This window comes from Dokdonella fugitiva (assembly GCF_014138265.1).
In the GTDB taxonomy this organism is placed as follows: Bacteria; Pseudomonadota; Gammaproteobacteria; order Xanthomonadales; family Rhodanobacteraceae; genus Dokdonella_A; species Dokdonella_A fugitiva_A.
Genome location: NZ_JACGXL010000008.1, coordinates 86,178 through 105,334, shown reverse-complemented (window position 1 = coordinate 105,334; position 19,157 = coordinate 86,178). Strand labels below are relative to the sequence as shown.

The 19,157-nt window shown below is 69.4% G+C and carries 14 protein-coding genes and 1 riboswitch; of the genes, 4 read left to right on the top strand and 10 right to left on the bottom strand.

Translation table 11 applies throughout. The features are described 5' to 3' along the window. Window positions 1–106: 106 nt before the first annotated feature. Window positions 107–1,153, bottom strand: a complete 1,047-nt coding sequence (metX, locus tag FHW12_RS19935) for a homoserine O-succinyltransferase MetX (protein ID WP_182532824.1) — start codon at window positions 1,151–1,153, stop codon at window positions 107–109. A gap of 87 nt (window positions 1,154–1,240) precedes the next feature. Next, a riboswitch (SAM riboswitch) is annotated at window positions 1,241–1,379 on the bottom strand. Between the two features lie 725 nt (window positions 1,380–2,104). Here metX and FHW12_RS19930 point away from each other — a divergent pair. Further along, on the top strand, window positions 2,105–3,709 hold the full coding sequence (locus FHW12_RS19930) for a peptide chain release factor 3 (RefSeq protein ID WP_182532823.1): 1,605 nt from the start codon (window positions 2,105–2,107) through the stop codon (window positions 3,707–3,709). Window positions 3,710–3,772: 63 nt separating this feature from the next. Here the strand turns inward: FHW12_RS19930 and FHW12_RS19925 are convergent, their stop codons facing one another. The 5 genes from FHW12_RS19925 to FHW12_RS21690 form a co-directional block, all read right to left on the bottom strand. Then, a complete protein-coding gene (locus FHW12_RS19925) occupies window positions 3,773–3,952 on the bottom strand; it encodes a hypothetical protein (protein WP_182532822.1) in 180 nt (59 codons plus the stop codon). A 220-nt stretch (window positions 3,953–4,172) separates the two neighbouring features. Beyond that, the gene (locus tag FHW12_RS19920) at window positions 4,173–4,604 is read right to left on the bottom strand and encodes a hypothetical protein (RefSeq protein WP_182532821.1); all 432 of its coding nucleotides are present in this window, start codon (window positions 4,602–4,604) and stop codon (window positions 4,173–4,175) included. 4 nt (window positions 4,605–4,608) lie between these two features. Next, window positions 4,609–5,163, bottom strand: coding sequence for an RNA polymerase sigma factor (locus tag FHW12_RS19915; RefSeq protein WP_182532820.1), 555 nt, complete (start codon window positions 5,161–5,163; stop codon window positions 4,609–4,611). Window positions 5,164–5,295: 132 nt separating this feature from the next. Beyond that, on the bottom strand, window positions 5,296–8,283 hold the full coding sequence (locus FHW12_RS19910; RefSeq protein ID WP_182532819.1) for a TonB-dependent receptor plug domain-containing protein: 2,988 nt from the start codon (window positions 8,281–8,283) through the stop codon (window positions 5,296–5,298). Window positions 8,284–8,536: 253 nt separating this feature from the next. Continuing rightward, complete coding sequence (locus FHW12_RS21690; protein WP_182532818.1) at window positions 8,537–9,412, bottom strand: helix-turn-helix transcriptional regulator; 876 nt, start codon at window positions 9,410–9,412, stop codon at window positions 8,537–8,539. 337 nt (window positions 9,413–9,749) lie between these two features. Here FHW12_RS21690 and FHW12_RS19900 point away from each other — a divergent pair, with 337 nt between their 5' ends. After that, window positions 9,750–10,484 carry a DUF1223 domain-containing protein gene (locus tag FHW12_RS19900; protein ID WP_182532817.1) on the top strand — a complete coding sequence of 245 codons (735 nt, stop codon included), beginning with the start codon at window positions 9,750–9,752 and terminating at the stop codon, window positions 10,482–10,484. Window positions 10,485–10,734: 250 nt separating this feature from the next. Here the strand turns inward: FHW12_RS19900 and FHW12_RS19895 are convergent, their stop codons facing one another. The 3 genes from FHW12_RS19895 to FHW12_RS19885 form a co-directional block, all read right to left on the bottom strand. Further along, window positions 10,735–12,966, bottom strand: coding sequence for a winged helix-turn-helix domain-containing protein (locus FHW12_RS19895; RefSeq protein WP_182532816.1), 2,232 nt, complete (start codon window positions 12,964–12,966; stop codon window positions 10,735–10,737). A gap of 131 nt (window positions 12,967–13,097) precedes the next feature. Further along, window positions 13,098–15,023, bottom strand: a complete 1,926-nt coding sequence (locus FHW12_RS19890) for a M48 family metallopeptidase (protein WP_182532815.1) — start codon at window positions 15,021–15,023, stop codon at window positions 13,098–13,100. Window positions 15,024–15,143: 120 nt separating this feature from the next. Next, the gene (locus FHW12_RS19885) at window positions 15,144–15,731 is read right to left on the bottom strand and encodes a LemA family protein (RefSeq protein WP_182532814.1); all 588 of its coding nucleotides are present in this window, start codon (window positions 15,729–15,731) and stop codon (window positions 15,144–15,146) included. A gap of 347 nt (window positions 15,732–16,078) precedes the next feature. On the opposite strand from FHW12_RS19885, the gene FHW12_RS19880 reads away from it, so the two are divergent. Then, on the top strand, window positions 16,079–17,314 hold the full coding sequence (locus FHW12_RS19880; RefSeq protein ID WP_182532813.1) for a serine hydrolase domain-containing protein: 1,236 nt from the start codon (window positions 16,079–16,081) through the stop codon (window positions 17,312–17,314). Window positions 17,315–17,488: 174 nt separating this feature from the next. Here the strand turns inward: FHW12_RS19880 and FHW12_RS19875 are convergent, their stop codons facing one another. After that, window positions 17,489–18,574, bottom strand: a complete 1,086-nt coding sequence (locus FHW12_RS19875) for an energy transducer TonB (protein ID WP_182532812.1) — start codon at window positions 18,572–18,574, stop codon at window positions 17,489–17,491. 285 nt (window positions 18,575–18,859) lie between these two features. Here FHW12_RS19875 and FHW12_RS19870 point away from each other — a divergent pair, with 285 nt between their 5' ends. After that, on the top strand, window positions 18,860–19,156 hold the full coding sequence (locus FHW12_RS19870) for a DUF883 family protein (protein WP_182532811.1): 297 nt from the start codon (window positions 18,860–18,862) through the stop codon (window positions 19,154–19,156). Window position 19,157: the final 1 nt, after the last annotated feature.

Genomic DNA, 19,157 nt, shown 5'->3' with positions numbered 1-19,157 from the left:
TTCCCTGTCCTTCCCCGATCACGAGCCGGGAGGGCCCGCTTGCAGCTGGCGACGACAGGGGCGGCGTCGCTTCGCGCGCGATCGATCCGTCGATCGCGCCGTGTCGTCAGGGTTCGAGTGCCTCGTGCAGCAGCGCGCCGATCTGCGCGGGCTCCTTGAGGAAGGCGTCGTGGCCGTAGCGGGAATCGATCACGTGCAGGGCCGCCGCGCTGCCGCAGCGGCGCTGAAGTTCGCACAGGTCGGCGAGCGGCACGACGCGGTCGGAAGCGATGCCGACGAGCGTGGTCGACGCGCGCACGGCCTCGGGCGCGACCGCGTGCAGGTCGATCGATTCGGACAGGGAAAGGAAGCGGTCGGCGTCGAAACGCTGCGCGAAGCGCGCGCCGGCGGCGCCGAGCCAGCCTTCCTCGGCGAAGCGGAAGCGGCCGTCGACGTGGCGCGGCACATCGGCGCAACGCTCGGCGAACTCGCGCTCGCCGCGGTACGTCGTCATCGCGAGCCGGCGCGCGAGATCGAGTCCGGCCGCGACGTCGCCGTGGCGCGCGGCGAGGCGCACGACCTCGCGCTGGATGTTGCGCACGGCGATGCTGAGCGGATGCGCGCGATGCGCGCCTGCGATCGCGACGAGGCGATCGAGACGGTGCGCGTGGCGCGCGGCGAACGCGAGGCCGACCATCGCACCGTACGACGCGCCGACGTACGCGTGGGCGCGGCGCACGCCGAGCACGTCGAGCACGCCGGCGATCGCGTCGGCCTGGTCGTCGCTGTCCACCGCGAGCGCGTCGCCGAGATCCGCCTGGGCGAGCCAGTCGATCGACAGCACGCGCCGACATCGCAAGTCGATCGCGCGGCCTTCGCCGACGATGTCGTCCCACCAGCCGGCTTCGCCGCCGCTCGCGGCGACGCGACGATCGGCCGAGATGCCGCCCTGCACGATCACGAGCGGCGCATCGGCGGCGCCGTGCAGCGACCAGCGCACGCGCACCTCGCGCACGCCATTCGCGTGTTTCGGCCGCAGGCGCAGCACGGACTCGCCCAGGCGCACCGACGGTGCGGACGGCGAGAACACGGCGTCGAACGCCGCGTCGATGTGCAGTGCGATCGCCGCGGAGGCGGATTCGGCGGTGGATCGGGCTTCGGCCTGCAGGCTCATCGCGGTTCTCCGTTCGCGCCCATCGGGCCGCGGGAGAACCGGGGACGGAGGCGACCATACGCCGGCCGCAAGGCCGCGCATCGCCGCCACCCATCTCTCGGCGGACCGCGCGTCGCGCGTCCCCGCGGGAGTTGGCACCTGGCGCAACGGCGGGATCATGCGATCCCCCGCCCCGCTGGTTGCCCCGGCGTCGTCGGGCCTGTCCCTCGACCGGTCTTGATGAGCAGTGGCGCGCACTGTAGCGACGGCGGAGCTGTCAGTCAATAGACTTTTAGACGTCTAAACCGCCATATATTGAATAGGCATAACGGCCTTGGTTCACCGATCATCGGTCCGCGGCATGCGATGCGCTCGGTCGCGCCCGGTGGGACTTGCGGTCGTGCGTCTCGCCATTCGTCGACGCTCTCGCGCCGCTTCGTCCCACCCTACGCGAACTGCGAGGCGCACTCCGAATGGCTTCGCTTCGCTCGGCTTCTGCGCGCGGAGCGCGCCGCTCTTCCGGGTCCCGTCAGTGGCGGTGAACGGCGGTCGGATCAGCCCGAAGGGGCGCGTGCAGGGATGCACGCGCGTTCGCCGTCGGCGCAGGAGGCGCCGTCGGCGAACCCCGACCGGCGTTCACGCACCCGGAAGGCAGGATGCCTGGAGGGCGTCGCTGTCGGGGTGCCCTTTCTTTGGGTCACCTTTCTTTGGGCAAGCAAAGAAAGGTGACCGGCCCGCGGGGATGCGGGCCGAACACGCAGGGATGCGGTCGGTGGTCGCGAATGAAGGTGTGCCTGCTTCAAAGAACAAAGAACGACGCGTAAAAGCGCCCTCACCCTGCCCTCTCCCGCAAGCGGGAGAGCAGAAGAGCACGAGCCCGCAGGGGGAACACCGAAAGCCGGGAACACCAAAAAACCATCCCCGGCGACCCTGATAAACTAGCGGGCTTGCCCGCACCACCTCTCCACGGCCATGCCCGACCACCTCGCCGAAACCCACCGTCGCCGCACGTTCGCGATCATTTCGCACCCCGACGCCGGCAAGACCACGCTCACGGAGAAGCTGCTGCTGTTCGGCGGCGCGATCCAGATGGCCGGCTCGGTGAAGTCGCGCAAGGCCGCGCGCCACGCGACCTCGGACTGGATGGCACTCGAGAAGGAGCGCGGCATCTCGGTCACGTCGTCGGTGATGCAGTTCCCGTACGAGGGCAAGATCGTCAACCTGCTCGACACGCCCGGCCACGCGGACTTCTCCGAGGACACCTACCGCGTGCTCACCGCGGTCGACTCCGCGTTGATGGTGATCGACTGCGCGAAGGGCGTCGAGGAACGCACGATCAAGCTCATGGACGTGTGCCGCCTGCGCGACACGCCGATCATGACCTTCATCAACAAGCTCGACCGCGAAGGCCGCGCGCCGATCGAGCTGCTCGACGAAGTCGAGTCGGTGCTGAAGATCCCGTGCGCGCCGATCACCTGGCCGATCGGCATGGGTTCGCGCCTCAAGGGCGTGTACCACCTCCTGCTCGACGAGGTGCACGTGTTCGAGCAGGGCCGCAACTTCACGCGGCAGGACTCGACGATCTTCCAAGGCCTCGACGATCCCGCGCTGGCCGAGCGCATCGGTGCCGAAGCGCTCGCCGAGCTGCGCGACGAACTCGAGCTCGTGCGCGGCGCCTCGCATCCGTTCGACCTCGACGCTTACCGCGCAGGGCGCCTCACGCCGGTGTTCTTCGGCTCGGCGGTCAACAACTTCGGCGTGCAGCTGCTGCTCGACTTCTTCGTCGAGCACGCGCCGTCGCCACGCGGACGCTCGACCACGTCGCGCGAGGTCGCGCCGGACGAGGAGGCGCTGAGCGGCTTCGTGTTCAAGATCCAGGCGAACATGGACCCGATGCACCGCGACCGCGTCGCGTTCCTGCGCGTGTGCTCGGGCCGCTACGACGCCGGCATGAAGATGCTGCACGTGCGCACCGGCAAGGACGTGCGCATCGCCAACGCGCTCACGTTCATGGCCTCGGACCGCGAGATCGTCGCGACCGCCTACCCCGGCGACGTGATCGGCCTGCACAACCACGGCACGATCTCGATCGGCGACACGTTCACCGCGGGCGAAGCGCTGTCGTTCACGGGCATCCCGAACTTCGCGCCGGAACTGTTCCGTCGCGCGCGCCTCAAGGACCCGCTGAAGATGAAGGCGCTGCAGAAGGGCCTCGCGCAGCTGTCCGAGGAAGGCGCGACGCAGTTCTTCCGGCCGCTGATGTCCAACGACCTCATCCTCGGCGCGGTCGGCGTGCTGCAGTTCGACGTGGTCGCCTACCGGCTCAAGGACGAGTACGGCGTCGAGGCCGCGTTCGAGAACGTCGGCGTCGTGACCGCGCGCTGGGTGCGCTGCGCCGACGCGAAGAAGCTCGAGGAGTTCCGCGAGAAGAACGCGCTGAACCTCGCGATCGACGCGGCGGGCGAACTCGTCTACCTCGCGCCGTCGCGGGTCAACCTGCAGCTCGCGATCGAGCGCTGGCCCGGCGTCACGTTCGCCGCGACGCGCGAACACGCGCACGCGGTCGACGCGGGCTGAGCGACGGCGTGCTCCGGCAGCCGGAGCGCCGCGTCCATGCGGCGCCCCGACGCAGGGTGCCCGTCAGTGCAACGGCCGGCGCTTGCGCTGCGCAGCCATCGCGCGTTCCATCGCGGCCATGAGCTCGCGCAGTTCCTCGTCGTCGGGGTTCTTTTGCACGGCGTCGCGCACGAGCGCGAGGTAGTTGTCCGCATGGCTGAGCCAGTGGATCTCGCGCAGGCGCTGGTGGGCTACGGAACGCATGGTGTCTCTCCCTTCGGCTGGATGCGGCGGGCGGAGCCTTGCGGTTCCGCGGTGCCGTTGATCGACAGCCTACGCAGGCGCGACGCCGCGCTCCGCCCCAGAGTGCGCAGTCGACCGGTGATGGAGTTCACATTCCCGCCCGGGAGGGGCCGGCGGCCAGCCCGTAAAGCAGAACGCCCGGCCAGGGCCGGGCGTTCGAGCCATCGGGTGGACGCCGCGGTCAGCCGCCGCTGGAGAAATCCGTCCTGAACAACTCGTCGCTGCGCACCGTCTCGTGCGGCAGGTTCGACGCGAAGATGCGATCGTTCGTGCTGAAGATGCGGTCGGCCGCGGCCGGCGTCGAACTCGACGACGATGCCACGTTCCAGCGCGCGGCCTGGTGGCCGTGCAGCGCGAAGGCGCCGACGACGAGCGCGCAGCACGCCGCGAGGCTGCCGACCCAACGCAGTGCGGCCGGGCGGCGCGCGGCGGCGAACCGATGCTCGCGAAGGCGCGCCGGATGGGCCGGGCGCCGCAGCGCGGCGACTGCGGTCGCGAGCGCTTCCGATTCCGGCTCGAGTTCGCGCAGGAGGCGGCCGAGTTCGGCTTCCGGCAGCGCGGGGCGCTCGGCCGAGAGGCGGCGGTAGAGGCTGGAAAGCGACCTGTCGTTCATGGCGTCAGTCTTCGAAATCACCGTAACCCAAGTCGCGCAGCCGGGCTTTGAGTTCGTCCAGCCCGCGCGACACCAGTTTTCGCGCCGCCTCGACCGAGGCAATCCCGGCCAGGTCGGCGATTTCCTGCAGGGAAAACCCCTGCAGGTGGAGCGCGATCGGCAGCCGCCTTCGCTCCGGAATCTCGCCCAGGCACCGCTCCAGGCCTTGCATCCGTTCGGTATCGCCAGCGCTGCGCTCCGGGCCCACCGGGCCTTCGCCGAGGTCGAACACCTCGTCGTCGGTCTCCGGCAGCGGCTCGGCGGCCCGTACCTGGGCCCTCCGGAGGGCATCGATCACCGTGCTGGCGACCACCCTCTGGACATAAGACGCATGAAAGGCGCCGGACCGGTCACGCTCCATCGCATGCCAGAGGCGGATGCGGACTTCCTGCTCGACGTCGGCCGGGTCGATGCCCTGCTTGTCGAGGCCGTAGCCCTGCAGCAGGCGCCGCACCTTGGCGCCATAGGCGCTGAACAGCTCCTCGAGGCGGGCATGCAGGGGATCGCGCGACGAGGGCATCGGCTGGTCGGGGCAGGAGGGGCGGCTATGCTCCCCGAGGCCACCCCGGCGCGCAAGCCGCCGCGTGGCCGATCGGCCAAAAAAAAGCCGCGCAGCGAACTGCGCGGCTCGAGGGCCTGACACTCTCCAGGGTCAGAACTTCACGGTGACGCGGCCGAAGTAGTAGCGGCCCATGAGGTCGAAGTCGCTCGGATCGGTGTTCGCATTGAGCGTGTTGTTCGCGTACAGCAGCGGCGGCTGCTTGTCACCGACGTTGTTGACGCCGACGTCGAAGCGCGTGTTGAGCGATTCGAGGTTGTAGCCGAACTGGATGTCGTGATAGACGGTCGCGCCGTAATCGCGGAACTGGCCGTCGAGCGACGGATTGCCCGTACCCCACGGATGCGTGTCCTGCGACGCCGCCGCCGAACCCATGCGGAAGCGATGGATGTAGCGCATCGCCCACGACGCGTCGAACGGACCCATCTGCCAGCCCACCGTCGTCTGTGCGCGCCAGCGCGGGAACAGGCACACGCCGCCGCCCGCACCCGGGCACGCCGCGGCCTGCGGCGAACCGAAGTTCATGAAGTGGCCCGCGTAGTGGTAGACCGTGTTGCTCTCGAGTCCCGGCGCGGTCTGCAGGTCGTAGTTCTTCAGGTAGGTCGCGTTGAGGCCGACGTTGAAGCGGCCGAACGAGAACTCCGGCAGACGGTAGTTCAGCGCGAAGTCCACGCCGCCCACGTCCACGCGGCCGAGGTTGCCGGTCGGCTGGATCAGCGTCTGGATCTGCCCCTGGCTCGCACCGCTCTGATAGCGCCGGATCAGCGGGCAGTACTGCAGCTGGCCCGCGTAGCAGAGATCGATCACGCTCTGCGCGCCGACGCCGGTGATGTTCTCGTTGAGGTAGAGGCGCCAGACGTCGGCGCTGACCGACAGGCCTTCGAGCCAGTGCGGGTCGTACACGATGCCGAAGTCGAACGACTTGCCCTTCTCCGGACCGATCGGGAAGTTCGCGAACGCCGCGCCCGACGCGATCGCGTTGAGCTGCGAGCCGTTGGCGACGGCTTCGTTCTGGAACGGACCGTTCGCCGGCACGCCGACGCAAGCGGGACTGCCCGCGTTCGGGTTGGCGCCACTGCCCGAGTAGTCGCACGGGTCGCGCGAAATGCGCGGCGCACTGCTCCCGGCACCCCCGAAGATGTTGGTGATCGTCGGCGCGCGGAACACCTTCGACACCGTGCCGCGCAGCAGCAGGTCTTCGATCGGGCGCCACTCGAGCGCGAACTTCGTGTTGTTGGTGCTGCCGAACGTGTTGTACTTCGACCAGCGGTCGCCCACGGTGAAGTTCAACGCGTGCAGGAACGGCAGATCCTTGACGATCGGCACGAACAGCTCGGCGTACGCTTCCTTCACGTTGTAGCCGCCCTGCAGCGCGGACGCGCACTGGCTGCCGAGCGTGCAGTTGCCGTTGAAGTCGATGAGCAGGCCGGTGTCCGCGTTCGAGTGCGTGTACTCGGTGCGGTAGTTGTAGCCGAGCGCGAGCTGCATCGTGCCGGCGGGCAGTTCCCACACGCCGCCGTTGAGGTCGAGGCGCTTGACCGTTTCCTTCGAGAACAGTTGGCTCACGCCGGCCTTCGAGGTCGCGCGCAGCACGGCGACACTGTTCGGATCCTGCAGGTTGAACGGATTCATCGGCGTGCAACCCGGAATCACGTTGTCGGGAGTGCCGCAGTGGACGATGCCGTCGTCGCCGAGGAACGACGGGCCGGTGGCGAGGTTGAGCGCGTCGAGTCCGGGCAGGCCGAGGGTCAGCGTGCTGAGGTGGACGTGGCCATAGTCGAGGCCGAGTTCCCAGTTCCACTGTTGGTCGTTCCAGATCGAGAACGAACCCTTGAAGCCGGTCGACAGCTGGTCGTTCGCGGTGCCGTTCTGCGCGGCGCGATTGCCGAGCGATTCGAGGCGCGCGCGGAACAGGTCGCCCGCCGTCGGCGAGAATTCGACGCCGAACGGGTTGTAGTAGCTGTCCGCCGAGACCACCGCGCCGTAGACCGCGCCGTACACCGCCGGCGCGAGCTGGAACGATGCCGAGGTCTTGTTGTGCATCACCGACAGATACGCTTCGATGGAATCGGTGATCTTGTAGTTGCCGTTGAGGAACAGGCCGGTGCGTTCCTGCGGCGTCATGACGAGGTTGACCGACGCGTAGTTGTAGAGGTCGCTCGGGTGGCCGGCCTCATCGGGCGAGTTGAGGAAGCAGTGGTAATCGGTCGCGACGTTCATGCCGCTCGCGCCCGGGTTGCGCGCAAGGCGTCCCGACGCGCAACCGGGGAACAGGTCGGCGAACGCGGATGGAATCTTGATCCAGCCGTACGGTGCCGACGGCGAACCGCCGACGAAGGTGCTGATCGGGCTGTGCGCGGAGCCGAGTCGCGACACGGCGTTCTTGGAGAACTCGCGATGCGAGGACTCCACGCCGTCGATCTTCTTGTAGTTGATGCCGGCCATGATCGAGCCCTTCTCCGAGCTCTGGCCGAAGGTGAACGAGTAGCCCTTCGAGGTGCCGTCGTCGTGGTCGGAGATGCCGTAGTCGGCGGTGAACTCCGCACCCTGGTAGTCGCTGCGCAGGATGAAGTTGACGACGCCCGCGATCGCGTCCGAGCCGTACACCGACGAGGCACCGTCGGTCAGGACTTCGATGCGTTCGACCATGTTCGCCGGGATCGCATTCGGGTCGCCACTGAGGAAGCGATGGCCGTTGATCAACACGAGCGTGCGCGGCGAGCCGAGGCCGCGCAGGCCGATGCTCGAGAAGCCGGTGCCGCCGGAGTTGTTGACCTGCGGGTTCATGTTCGGGCCGGTCACTGCCGGCAGCGATTGCACGAGGTCGCCGAGCGTGAGCTTGCCGGTCTTCTCGATCGCGGCGCGATCGATGGTGACGACCGGGTTGGAGGTCTCTATGTCGACGCGACGGATGTTCGAACCCGTCACGGTGATCGTCTCGAGCTTCTGGCCTTCGCCGCTGTTGCCGCTGTCCTGTGCGTTCGCCTGGATCGCGCCGGTGCCGAGCACGGCCGTCGCGCTCGCGATGCCGTACATGCGCAAACCGCGTCGGACGGCGTCACGGAGCAGTGTGTTTCTCATGATTATTCTCCCGTCGTGAAGCAGAAGAGGCGCCGCAACCGCGCGGCGCCTTCCGGTCCAACCTTAAAAACCCGTGAAGGTGCGTCGTTGCCGTGGGCGGCCGCGCCGCGTTGCTGGAATTGCGTGTTGGGTTGACGCGTCACGACGCCGCAATCGATGCCCATGGAGAGCGCGCACGCGCGATCGCGAAGGTGCGCGGGGCACCCTCGCGATCGGTTCGTTCTTCGTTTCGAGTTCGCCGCGCGAGCGGCGATCAGCAGTGGCCGCCGGCGGCCTGGCGACGCAGTGCGCCGGCCGTGGTGCCGAAGCGCTGGCGGAACAAGCGCGAGAACGCGCTGCGATTCTCGAAACCGCTTTCGAGCGCGATCTCGGCGATCGCGAGCGGGCTCGCGCGCAGCAGGCGGCGCGCGCGCTCGAGGCGCTGGCGCACGAGGTACGCGTGCGGCGTCTCCTCGTACGCGGCACGGAACGCGCGGATGAAGTGCCACGGCGAATAGTTCGCCATGCGCGCGAGGCTGTCGTTGTCGATGTCGAGGTGGCAGTTGGCCGCGAGGTAGTTGCGCACGCGCTGCAGGCGCATGAACACCTGGCGGCGCTGCGCGTAGGTGCGGCCGGGGCAGCGGGCGATCGACTGCGCGAAGCCGGCCTGCAGCGCGACGATGCGATCGATCAGCGCTTCGCACGCGGCCGCCGCGTCGTCCTTCTGCGCCGCACGTGCGAGCGCGAGCGCACAGCGGCGCAGCTCGCGATCGGCGGCATGGCGTGCGGGCATGAGGATCGCGTCGAGCGACGGCACGCCGAGTTGCCCGTGCAGCACCTGCCGCCACGCCGGCAACGTGCCGAGCAGCGCGACCCATACGGCGTTGCCGCGGCCGACCGCATGCAGGCGCGTGTCCGCCTCGGTGACGCGCGCCTCGCCAGGCATCAGCAGCGCTTCGCTGCCATTGCCGAGCTGCAGCCGCCCGCGCAACGGGATCCAGATGCCGGCGACCGGCGCGTCCGCTTTCAGCACGCAGCCGCGGCCGCCGCCGACGACGACGCTGAGCGCGAGTTCGCCACTCGCATTCGTCGCCTTCGCGTTCAGGTCCAGGCTGGCGCCATGACCGAGCAGTTGATTGACGATGTGCACGCGACCTCCACTCATGGTGTGTGTGGTTCCTGTCTAGGAGGCGGCATCCCGTTTGTCAGGAGATCCGCATGAAATCGCTGCGAAATCTTTGGGAGGAATCGACGAAACCCCATGTATTCAAGCAGTTGTGGAAAACCTCCCATCGCCACGCTGCCCTTCCGAAGCCCCTTCGGCAACCCATATTACGAATATCGTCGTACGTTGATACTACTACTTCTGCGCCTTTTGTAAACGCCGGCCATGGCTCGTGACCGGTTTCGTCGCGCGCGCACGCCCAATGCGCAGCCGCTGCATACGGCGCCCGTCCTATGCTGGACGGAGGCCCGGAGGACGACCGATGCGCATCACTGCCCTGCTTCCCGCCGCCGCCATCGCGCTCGCCGCGGGCGCGCCCGCGTCCGCGGCGTGCGTCGCGCATGCCGACGGCGAACGACCACACCTGGTCGAGCTCTACACCAGCGAAGGCTGCAGCTCGTGTCCGCCGGCGGAGCGCTGGCTCAGCAGCCTGCGCGACAAGCCCGGCTATGCGGGGCTCGAGTTCCACGTCGACTACTGGGACTCCAGCGACTGGCGCGATCCGTATTCCGATGCGCGCTACACCGCGCGCCAGAAGGCCGCGGCGAAGCACGCGCTGCAGGGAAAGATCTACACGCCGCAGGTATTCGTCGATGGCCGCGCATGGAAGAACTGGCCGAAGGCGCCGCCACCGGAGGTGCCGGACGTGCGCGGCGTCACGCTCGCGCTCGACCTCGAGCCCGGCGAGCGCCTCCACGCGAAGCTGGACGCGGCCACGACCGACGCGCGCGGCGACTACCGCATGTATCTCGCACTGACCGAGAACGGACTCGCCAATGCGATCACCGGCGGCGAGAACCGCGGCGCGACGCTCGCGCACGACCACGTCGTGCGCGCGTTCGCCGGCCCGTTCCCGCTCGGCCATGCCGATGCCGAACTCGAGGTACCCGCCAGCGTGCAGCGCGACCACGCGCATGCGATCGCCTTCGTGCAGGACGAGCGCAGCGGCGACATCGTGCAGGTCGTGCGCGTGCCGCTCGCGCAGTGCGCGCGCTGAGTACGCGTCGCGCCTTCGACCGCCCCGCGGCGGAATCGATGCGCACGGCGATCGCGCGCGCATAAAAAAGGCGGGCACCAAGGTCCCGAACCCGGTGTCCCGCCGAGGGTTTCGCACATCGATGCTGTGACGCATCTGCCCGTTGGAGGGGGCGAGGCCATTGTCGCGCGCACGGCGCACGCGGGCGTTGCGCGAAGAAACGAGGTGGGTGACGGAAATTGCGTGTTCGCGTGCGCGTCGTCGCGCGCGCTCAGCGCGTCCCCGCGCGCACCAGGCGCAATGCGCCGATGTCGGTGTCCTCGATGTCCACCGGCGCGAACAGGATCGCGCCACCGCCCGGCATCACGCTGAAACTCACGTCGCCGATGAGCAGGTCGAGGCGCGTGACGAGGCGATCCGCTCCCGTCGCGGGATCGAGTTCGCGCAACGCGGCGTTGCGGATGCCGAGCTCGGCGAAGTACCAGATGCGACCGTCGACGACGCGCCAGCCGCCGCCGAGATCGGGGGTGATCGCCGGGGTGACGAGCCGTTCGGCGCCGCCGTCGAGCTCGCGCCGCATGAGGCCCGGCGCGCCCTCCGCGGTGTAGTAGAGCACGCGTGCCTTGCGATCGACCTGTGCCTGCTCGATGCCGTCGACGAGCACGCTGCGCGCCTCCTGCGGCGTTCCCGCGTGTTCGATGCGCAACAGCTTCGAACTGCGTCCCGCGCCGTGCACTGCGACGAGGTAGCTGTCCGCCTCGACGTCGTAGTCGCCGAACATGACGACGTCGTCGGGTCGCGACAGCACGCGCTGGCGGTGGCTCGCGAGATCGACCTCGACCAGGCGGCGGCGCGCGCCCTCGCGCTGCACCGCGACGACGCGGGTACCGTCCTCGCTCCAGCGCGCGAACAGCACCGGTTTGTCTACGTCGTCGGTGAGCTGCACCGTCGTCTTCGCCGCGAAGTCGTGCAACCACAGCTGCAGCTGGCCGCTGCGATCGGAAGAGAACACCACGCGTCCCGCATCGGGCGACAGCGCAGGCGCGTAGTCGCTGCCGGTCGACGGTGACAGCACGCGCAGGCCCGCCATGTCGCCGATCGGCAGCAGCTTGAGGCGATCCTGCGTGCGCGTGATCTCGTACACGACGAGGTCCCCGCTGCGCGACGCGTGCGGGTACTGCGCCTTGCCGACCGACAGCGGCTGCATCTCGCCGGTGTCGACGTCGACCACGTACATCGCGGGCGAACCCGACCAGGTCGACGAGAACACGATGCTGCGGTTGTCGGACATCCACGCGTGCCCGCGGATGCTCGCCGACACCTGCGTGACGCGTCGCACGTCGCTGCCGTCCGCGCGCATGACCCAGATGTCGCTGTACGGCGACAGTCCGCGCCGGAACGCGATCAGGCGGCCGTCGGGCGAATAGTGCGCGTCGATGTCCTCGTCGTCGGCCGCGCGTGCGTAGGGCAGGCGCTGCTTCTCGCCGCTGTCGAGGTTCCACAGCGACAACGCGAGCGCCTGCTGCGCCGGATCGGGCCGCTCGGCGAAGATCAGGCTGCGACCATCGGGCGTCCAGTCGAAGATGTTGAAGTTGTAGTCCTGGCACGGACCGATCTTGCGTTCGTTGCCGCCGAGGCCGGGCACGACGAACATCTCGCAATACCCGACGCCGAGCCGCTCGAACGCGATGCGCGTGCCGTCCGGCGACCACATCGGCAGGCCTTCGATCGCGGTGCCCGTGCTGGTCAGGCGGATCGTGCGCGACGGCTCGACCGAACGCACGACGAGGCGCTCGAACTTGCTCTCCGGATCGAACACGGAGAACGCCACGCGCGAGCCGTCGGGCGACAGGTGCGGCCGGTATTCGGAACCGGGATCGGAGGTCAACGCGTGCACGTCCTCGACGCGCCAGGTCGGACGCGACGACGGCGTGAACCACCCGGCGAGCGCTGCCGCGAGTGCGGCGAGCGCCACGAGCGCGGCCGCCACAACCGACAGCAGCGTGCGCGACGTGCGCCGCGGCGCCGGTTCCGCGAGCGGCGCGGCGACCGCCGCCGCGCCCGCTTCGCCGTCGACGGCGTCGCCGGCTTGGAGATCGTCCGGCGCCTCGACGAACACGCCGCCGGCGGGTCCGTCGAGCACGAGCACGGTCGCGACGAGCCGGTAGCCGACCTTGGGGATCGTCTCGATGTACTGCGGCGGCTTGCGATCGTCGGCGAACGCACGCCGCAGTTCCTTGATCGCCTGGTTCAGCACGTCGGGGGTCGGCAGGCGACCGGTCCAGACGCGATCGAGCAGCTCGTCGCGCGTGACCGTCGAGCCCGCGTGCCGCACGAGTTCGATGAGCACGGCGACCGCCTTGCCGGTGAGTCGCGGCAGCTCCGGGCGCGTCACCACGCGCAGCGCACCGACGTCGACGACGTGTTCGCCGACGCGCAGGCGCAGGTTCGACTGCGTCAGCAGCTGATCCGTGGCTCGTTGCGGCGATACGTGCAGGTTCATGGCGCGAGTTCTACCAGAACATTCGTGTCGAAACCGGAGGGGAAGTCGCCAGCGCAGCAATTGCTGCAACATTTGGGACGTATGCAGGGCCCACGTTACGCCGCTTCGTACGAAATGTCAGGTGGCGGAAGTCAGGTCGCCTGCAGCAGCGGCGGCAGCGGGCAATGCAGCGCGGCACAGATCGTGCGCAGCAGTTCCGCTTCGGCGACGCTGACCGTGCCGTCCGCGCTGATCGCGCGCGTGAGCCCGCCGACGACGAGTTCCTTGCCCGCCGCGCCGAGCCGGTCCAGCCGCGGCAGCGCGCGATCGAGCGCGGCCATCCATGCCGACGGCGGCGCGTAGGCGATCGTCGCGGCCGGCAGCACGTCGGCGAGGCCGAGCGCGTAGGCACGCTGCGCCGCGACCGCGTCGTCGTGGCCGTGCCGCGCGACGATCGCGAGCACATCCTTGAGTTCGGCGGCGACGTCGCCGAGCTTGAGCCGTCCGAGGATGCGCGTCGTCGCAGGATCGAGCGCGTCGCCGACCTGCAGGCCGACCAGGCGAGCGAGGCAGTATTCGTCGAGCGTGACTTGGCCGTCCGCCTCGACCAGCTCGTCGAGCAGCGCGATGAACGCTTCGAGTTGCGCGCGCGGGCGCCGGCGCAGCGCCGGGAACGCGAGCGCGGCGAGCGGCAGGCGCTGCATCGGATGCAGGCCGGCGAGTGCGTCGCCGAGTTCCCGCGCGAGCGCGCCGGTGCCGCTGTCGAAGCGTCGCGCGACGAGGCCGAGCTGTCGCGCTCGCAGGTCGGCGTCGTCGTTGAGGACGAGCGCGAACAGCAGCGGCATCGCTTGTTCCCCCTGCACCGCCGCTTCGCGCAAGCGCGCGGGGATCTCCATGCTCAGCGTGCGTGCGGCGGCGCGATCGTCGCTGCCCGGGTTGCCGACCTGGCGCACGACCTTGCCGGGCGCGATGTGCAGGCGTGCCTGCGCCGACGGCAGCGTGGCGCCGCGCGCGGTCGCCGCCTTCGCCGCGCCGCCTTCGACCGGCGCGAACCCCGCGATCGACACGCCCGGAGCGTCGACGTCGTCGACGAGCGTCGGGTGCGACCATGCGGCCGCGATCGCGCGCAGCTCGTCGCTGCGGAACGACGGCTCGAGGCGGCGGATGCGCTGCTCGAGCGGCGGATGCGTCGCGAACAACGCCGAGTAGCCGACGCCGTCGCCGAACAGCATGTGCGCGACTTCCTCCTTGTCGCCGCTGTCGAGCCGGGAGCCTTCGGCGAGCGCGCCGATCTTCTTCAGCGCACCGGCGATGCCTTCGGTCTGGCGCGTGAACTGCACCGCCGAAGCGTCGGCGAGGAACTCGCGCTGGCGCGAGATCGACGCCTTGATGATGCGGCCGAACACCACGCCGATGTAACCCGCCGCGGCGAGCGCGAGGCCGAACACCACCGCGCCGCTCGAATCGCGCCCGCCGCGGCCGACCCCTTCGGCGATCTTGCGGCCGATCACCGACACGACGAGGATGCCGAACACGACGCCGACGAGACGGATGTTGAGGCGCATGTCGCCATTGAGCACGTGGCTGAACTCGTGCCCGATCACGCCCTGCAGTTCCTCGCGCGTGAGCTTGTCGAGCGCGCCACGCGTGACCGTGATCGCCGCGTCCGCGGGCGCGTAGCCGGCAGCGAACGCGTTGATGCCCGCTTCGCCTTCGAGCACGAACACCTGCGGCACCGGCACGCCCGCCGCGATCGCGATCTCCTCGACGACGTTGCGCAGGCGCCGGTAGGCGAACTCACCGGTGTCGTTCGGCACCTCGCGAGCGCCGAGCTGCGCAGCGACCGCGGCACCGCCGCCGCGCAGGGTCGCGATGCGATACGTCGAACCCATCGCGATCACGCCGAGCACGAGCGCGCTGACGACGGCGATGCCGCCGGCCGATGCGCGGCCGTGGCCGATGCCGATCACGACGACGAGATCGATCGCGACGACGATCGCGACGACGGCGAGCACGAACATCGCGAGCATGCGTCGCGTCTGCCGGCGCGCCTGGTCCTGGTGGGCGAAGAAGTTCATCGGTGAAGGTCCCGCGCGCCAAACGTGTTCGCCGCGGCGGACGGACGCATCGAGGGGCGGCCCCCGCGCGCGCGTATCCGTTCGTTCGATGCGGCGGTGCGGATCACGCCCGCGCTTCGCTCAGGTGAAGGACACCTTGGGCACTTCGCGCTTCTGCTCCGATTCGATCTTGAGCAGCTCGGCCTGCTGGAACGCGAACATGTTCGCGACGATCGAGCCCGGGAACATCTCGACGCGGTTGTTGTAGCTCATCACCGCGTCGTTGTACGCCTGGCGCGCGAACGCGACCTTGTTCTCGGTCGAGGTCAGCTCTTCGCTGAGCTGCATCATGTTCTGGTTCGCCTTGAGGTCCGGGTACGCCTCGGACAGCGCGAACAGTCGGCCGAGCGACTGCGTGAGCGCGTTGTCGGCGCCGGCGAGCTGCTGCATCGCCGCCGCGTCGCCCGGGTTCGCCTTCGCCGCGGACAGTCCGCTCACCGCCGAGTTGCGCGCCTGGATCACCGCTTCGAGCGTCTCGCGCTCGTGCTTCATGTAAGCCTTCGCGGTTTCGACGAGGTTCGGGATGAGGTCGTAGCGGCGCGTCAGCTGGACGTCGATCTGCGCGAACGCGTTCTTGTAGCCGTTGCGGCCGCCGACGAGGCCGTTGTAGATCCCGACCAGGTACAGGGCGAGGACGACGAGGACGACCAACAGGATGATCAGGCTCATGCTGCGCTACTCCCTCCGGAAACTGAACGACGACGGGCAGGCGGTCGCGCCGGACGCGCCGCGACCGCGGTCACGGCAATCGACACGGGCAGCCCCGCAGGCCGCAAAGGATGCAACCGGGTACTCGATTCGGCCGGCACATATCCTGCTAGAATCAAGGCGTTTCGAGCATAACACGAGGGCCGTTCGAGGCCCCGGAGTCCGATTTGAGCAGTACCCCGCGCGTTCTGGTCATCCTCGTAGCGGCCGTTGCAGTCGCCCTTTCCGCTTCGGTCCACGCCGCCGGCAAGACGAGGAAGGCGCATGCCTCCCCTCGTGCGACGAGCGCCACTCCCGCCAAGCGCAGCGTGTCGAAGGTGGCCGCGCGCAAACCGTTGCCCGGCACGCGCGCACGCTATGCGCCCCCCGTGATCGCGATACCGGTCGCCGACCCGCGCGCGGTGTCGCACGACGCGCCGGCGATCGCGCGCGAATTCGACGGCTGGCTCGACGAGGTCGACCGCTCGGGCGGCATCGCCGGACTCGCCGCCGCGGTGGTCAAGGACGACAAGGTGCTGCTCGAGCGCGGCATCGGCGCCGCCGACTGGAGCAGCGGCGAGCCGGTGACCGTCGACACCGTGTTCCGCCTCGCTTCGCTGTCGAAGGCGTTCGCCGCCGCGCTCACCGGCATCCTCGTCGAGGACGGCCGCCTGCACTGGGACACCAAGGTCGCCGACGCGCTGCCGTCGTTCACGCTCGCCGACGTCGACGGCGCGCAGCGCCTCACCGTGCAGGACATCCTCAGCCATCGCGTCGGCCTGCCGCACAACACCTACGACCGCCTGCTCGAGCAGGACGAACCGTACGAGGTGCTCGTCGATCGCCTCAAGGAAGTGCCGATGGCCTGCCCCGTCGGCGCCTGCTACGGCTACCAGAACATCGCCTTCAGCATGATCGGCGACGTCGTATTCGCGTCGACCGGCGACTTCTACTACCACCAGGTCGAGAAGCGCATCTTCCATCCACTCGGCATGGGCACGGCGACCTACGGACGCGACGCGCTCGAAGGCTCGAAGAGCTGGGCACGCCCGCACCATCATGCCGGCGCCGGCTGGGCGCCGTTCGTGCCGAGCGAAGCGTATTACCGCGTCGCACCCGCGGCCGGCGTCAATGCGAGCGTGCGCGACATCGAGCAGTGGCTCATCGCACAGATGGGCGGCCGGCCGGACGTGCTCTCGCCCGCGCTGCTCGACACGCTGCATACGCCGCTCGTCGAAACCGATCGCGAACTGCGCGCGACGCCGTGGAAGCGCGGCCGCCTCAAGGAGGCGCAGTACGCGCTCGGCTGGCGCATCTACGACTACGCCGGCGAGACGCTGATCTTCCACGCGGGCGCGGTGCAAGGCTATCGCGCGATGATCGCGTTCCTGCCGAAGTATCGCTTCGGCGCAGTCATGCTGTGGAACTGCGAATCGGGCCTGCCCGCGGGACTCATGCCGATGCTGTTCGATCGCTACCTCGGCCTGCCCGAGGTGAACTGGGCGGGCATCGACCACGAGGACGTCGGTGACCTCAGCGGTGGCGGCGGCAGCGGCAACGACTGACATCACGCCGCGACGATGCCGCGCGCGGGTTGCGTCGCGGCATGCATGCCCGCCGACCGGCTCGCCGCAGCGTGTCCGAATCTGACGCAACACGCACAGGGATGACACGTCGCCGCGACGGCGACGCGTGGAGCATGCGGGCGCGGCGACGTCGCCGCCGCGCCGCGCGATCGCTCAGTTGCCGAGCTTGAACTCGATACGTCGACGCAGGGTCGACGAAACCGCCTGGCCGTTCTCGAGCTTCGGATCGAACTTCGCCTGCTGCACCGCGCGCACCGCTTCGCGGTCGAACACGCGCGCCGGTTCCGACGCAGTCACGTGCGCGTTCTGTATCGAGCCGTCCGCACCGACCGTGAACTCGACCTCGACCCAGCCGTCCTGGCGATTGCGCACCGCTGCCGGCGGATAGGCCGGACGCGGCGGCGTCACCACGCGCACTTCGCGCGACTCGCCGGCCGGAGCAGCCGGCGTCGGCGTCGCCGGCGCGGCACTCGGCGGCGGTGTCGCCTTGGCGACCTCGGTCGGGCGCGTCGTCGGTGCCGCTCCGCCTTCGGCCGGCGCAGCGGCCGGCGTCGCAGCCGTCGCCGCGGGCGCTGCACCCGCTTCGGTCGCGGCGGGCGCGGTGCCACCCTGCGCGGTGCGCGTCGCGGCCGCCGCGGCCGCGGCGTCCTGCGCCGCCTTCTGCGCGACGTCGCGATCGTTCTGCTTCTTCTTGAGGTCGAGCTTGCTGCGCAGGATCGTCAGCGTGTAGTTGCTCGGATCCGCCTTCGCGAGCAGCGCCATGATGCGGTTCGCTTCGTCGAAGTTGTTCTGGTTGATCTGGTCCTCCACGCCTGCGGTCGCGAACGGGAACAGCTCACGCAACGCATCCTTGGCGCCGGTGTCGTCCGGCTGCTTGGCGATGATGCGCAGGTAGTACTCGAGCGCGTTCTTGCCGGCCGGCGTGACCATGCGGTTCTCGCTCATCGCCGCGCGCGCTTCCTTGTAGAGCTGGTCGACGCTGAGGTCCGCACTCGCCGGCTCCGCGTTCGGCGCGGCGTTGTCGCCCGTGGCCGCGGCCTGGGTCGGCGCGGTCGTCGTCGTCGTGGTGGCGGTACCGCCGCCCCCGAAGAACCACCATGCGGCGACCGCGAGCAGGGCGAGCCCGAGCACGATCACGATGATTTGCGGCAATGCCAGTCCGCGCATGCGCGGCCATGCCTTGCCGGCCACCGCGACGGACCGTGGCGCCGAAGCGCCTTCGCCGATTGATTTCCGCATGTCCAACCCTCCCCGCTTACTGATATGGGCGCGCGGCGAGCCCGCGCGCAAAGCCGATGTCGTCCCCTGTATGCATATTGCACGCCATGTGCTTGTCCGGACTGGCGGTGTTCGCGTTCAGTTTCGGACATCTAAGCTTGTCCCGCGTGCCGTCACACCGCAAGCGGAAATGTCGCGGGCGGCCGCGATCCGGCCCGTTCGACGTGCCGGCCCCGCCCCGCGGTGCCTCCGGGTTCGCCCGCCGCGCAGGTCGTTTCCGGCGAACCGTTGCGAAGGAGCACGACGATGGCGAGCGTACGCGAGATGAAGCAGCAACTGGGCGAAGCGGGCGAGGACGTCGCCGAGGCCGCGAGCGAGAGCGTCGAGGCGACGCGCAGCGAACTGCGGCGCCTGCGCGCGAAGCTGCGCGCGAACGGCGCGCACCTCGAGGAGGAACTGCGCGAGGCGGGCGAACGATTCGCCGAAGGCGCGAAGACGTTCGGCGCCGCCGCCGCCGAGCAGGTCAAGGCGCATCCGATGGCTGCGTTCGGCGTCGCCTTCGCTGCGGGCTTCATCCTGTCGCGCGCCTTCCGCAGGCGCTGAG

What these genes read in the sequence shown, in the direction of transcription:
- FHW12_RS19900 (WP_182532817.1), top strand. Translation starts at nt 9,750, where the DNA reads ATGCGCATCACTGCCCTGCTTCCCGCCGCCGCCATCGCGCTCGCCGCG.
- FHW12_RS19885 (WP_182532814.1), bottom strand. Translation starts at nt 15,731, where the DNA reads ATGAGCCTGATCATCCTGTTGGTCGTCCTCGTCGTCCTCGCCCTGTAC.
- FHW12_RS19890 (WP_182532815.1), bottom strand. Translation starts at nt 15,023, where the DNA reads ATGAACTTCTTCGCCCACCAGGACCAGGCGCGCCGGCAGACGCGACGC.
- FHW12_RS19915 (WP_182532820.1), bottom strand. Translation starts at nt 5,163, where the DNA reads ATGCCCTCGTCGCGCGATCCCCTGCATGCCCGCCTCGAGGAGCTGTTC.
- metX (WP_182532824.1), bottom strand. Translation starts at nt 1,153, where the DNA reads ATGAGCCTGCAGGCCGAAGCCCGATCCACCGCCGAATCCGCCTCCGCG.
- FHW12_RS19930 (WP_182532823.1), top strand. Translation starts at nt 2,105, where the DNA reads ATGCCCGACCACCTCGCCGAAACCCACCGTCGCCGCACGTTCGCGATC.
- FHW12_RS19895 (WP_182532816.1), bottom strand. Translation starts at nt 12,966, where the DNA reads ATGAACCTGCACGTATCGCCGCAACGAGCCACGGATCAGCTGCTGACG.
- FHW12_RS19910 (WP_182532819.1), bottom strand. Translation starts at nt 8,283, where the DNA reads ATGAGAAACACACTGCTCCGTGACGCCGTCCGACGCGGTTTGCGCATG.
- FHW12_RS19875 (WP_182532812.1), bottom strand. Translation starts at nt 18,574, where the DNA reads ATGCGGAAATCAATCGGCGAAGGCGCTTCGGCGCCACGGTCCGTCGCG.
- FHW12_RS19920 (WP_182532821.1), bottom strand. Translation starts at nt 4,604, where the DNA reads ATGAACGACAGGTCGCTTTCCAGCCTCTACCGCCGCCTCTCGGCCGAG.
- FHW12_RS19870 (WP_182532811.1), top strand. Translation starts at nt 18,860, where the DNA reads ATGGCGAGCGTACGCGAGATGAAGCAGCAACTGGGCGAAGCGGGCGAG.
- FHW12_RS19925 (WP_182532822.1), bottom strand. Translation starts at nt 3,952, where the DNA reads ATGCGTTCCGTAGCCCACCAGCGCCTGCGCGAGATCCACTGGCTCAGC.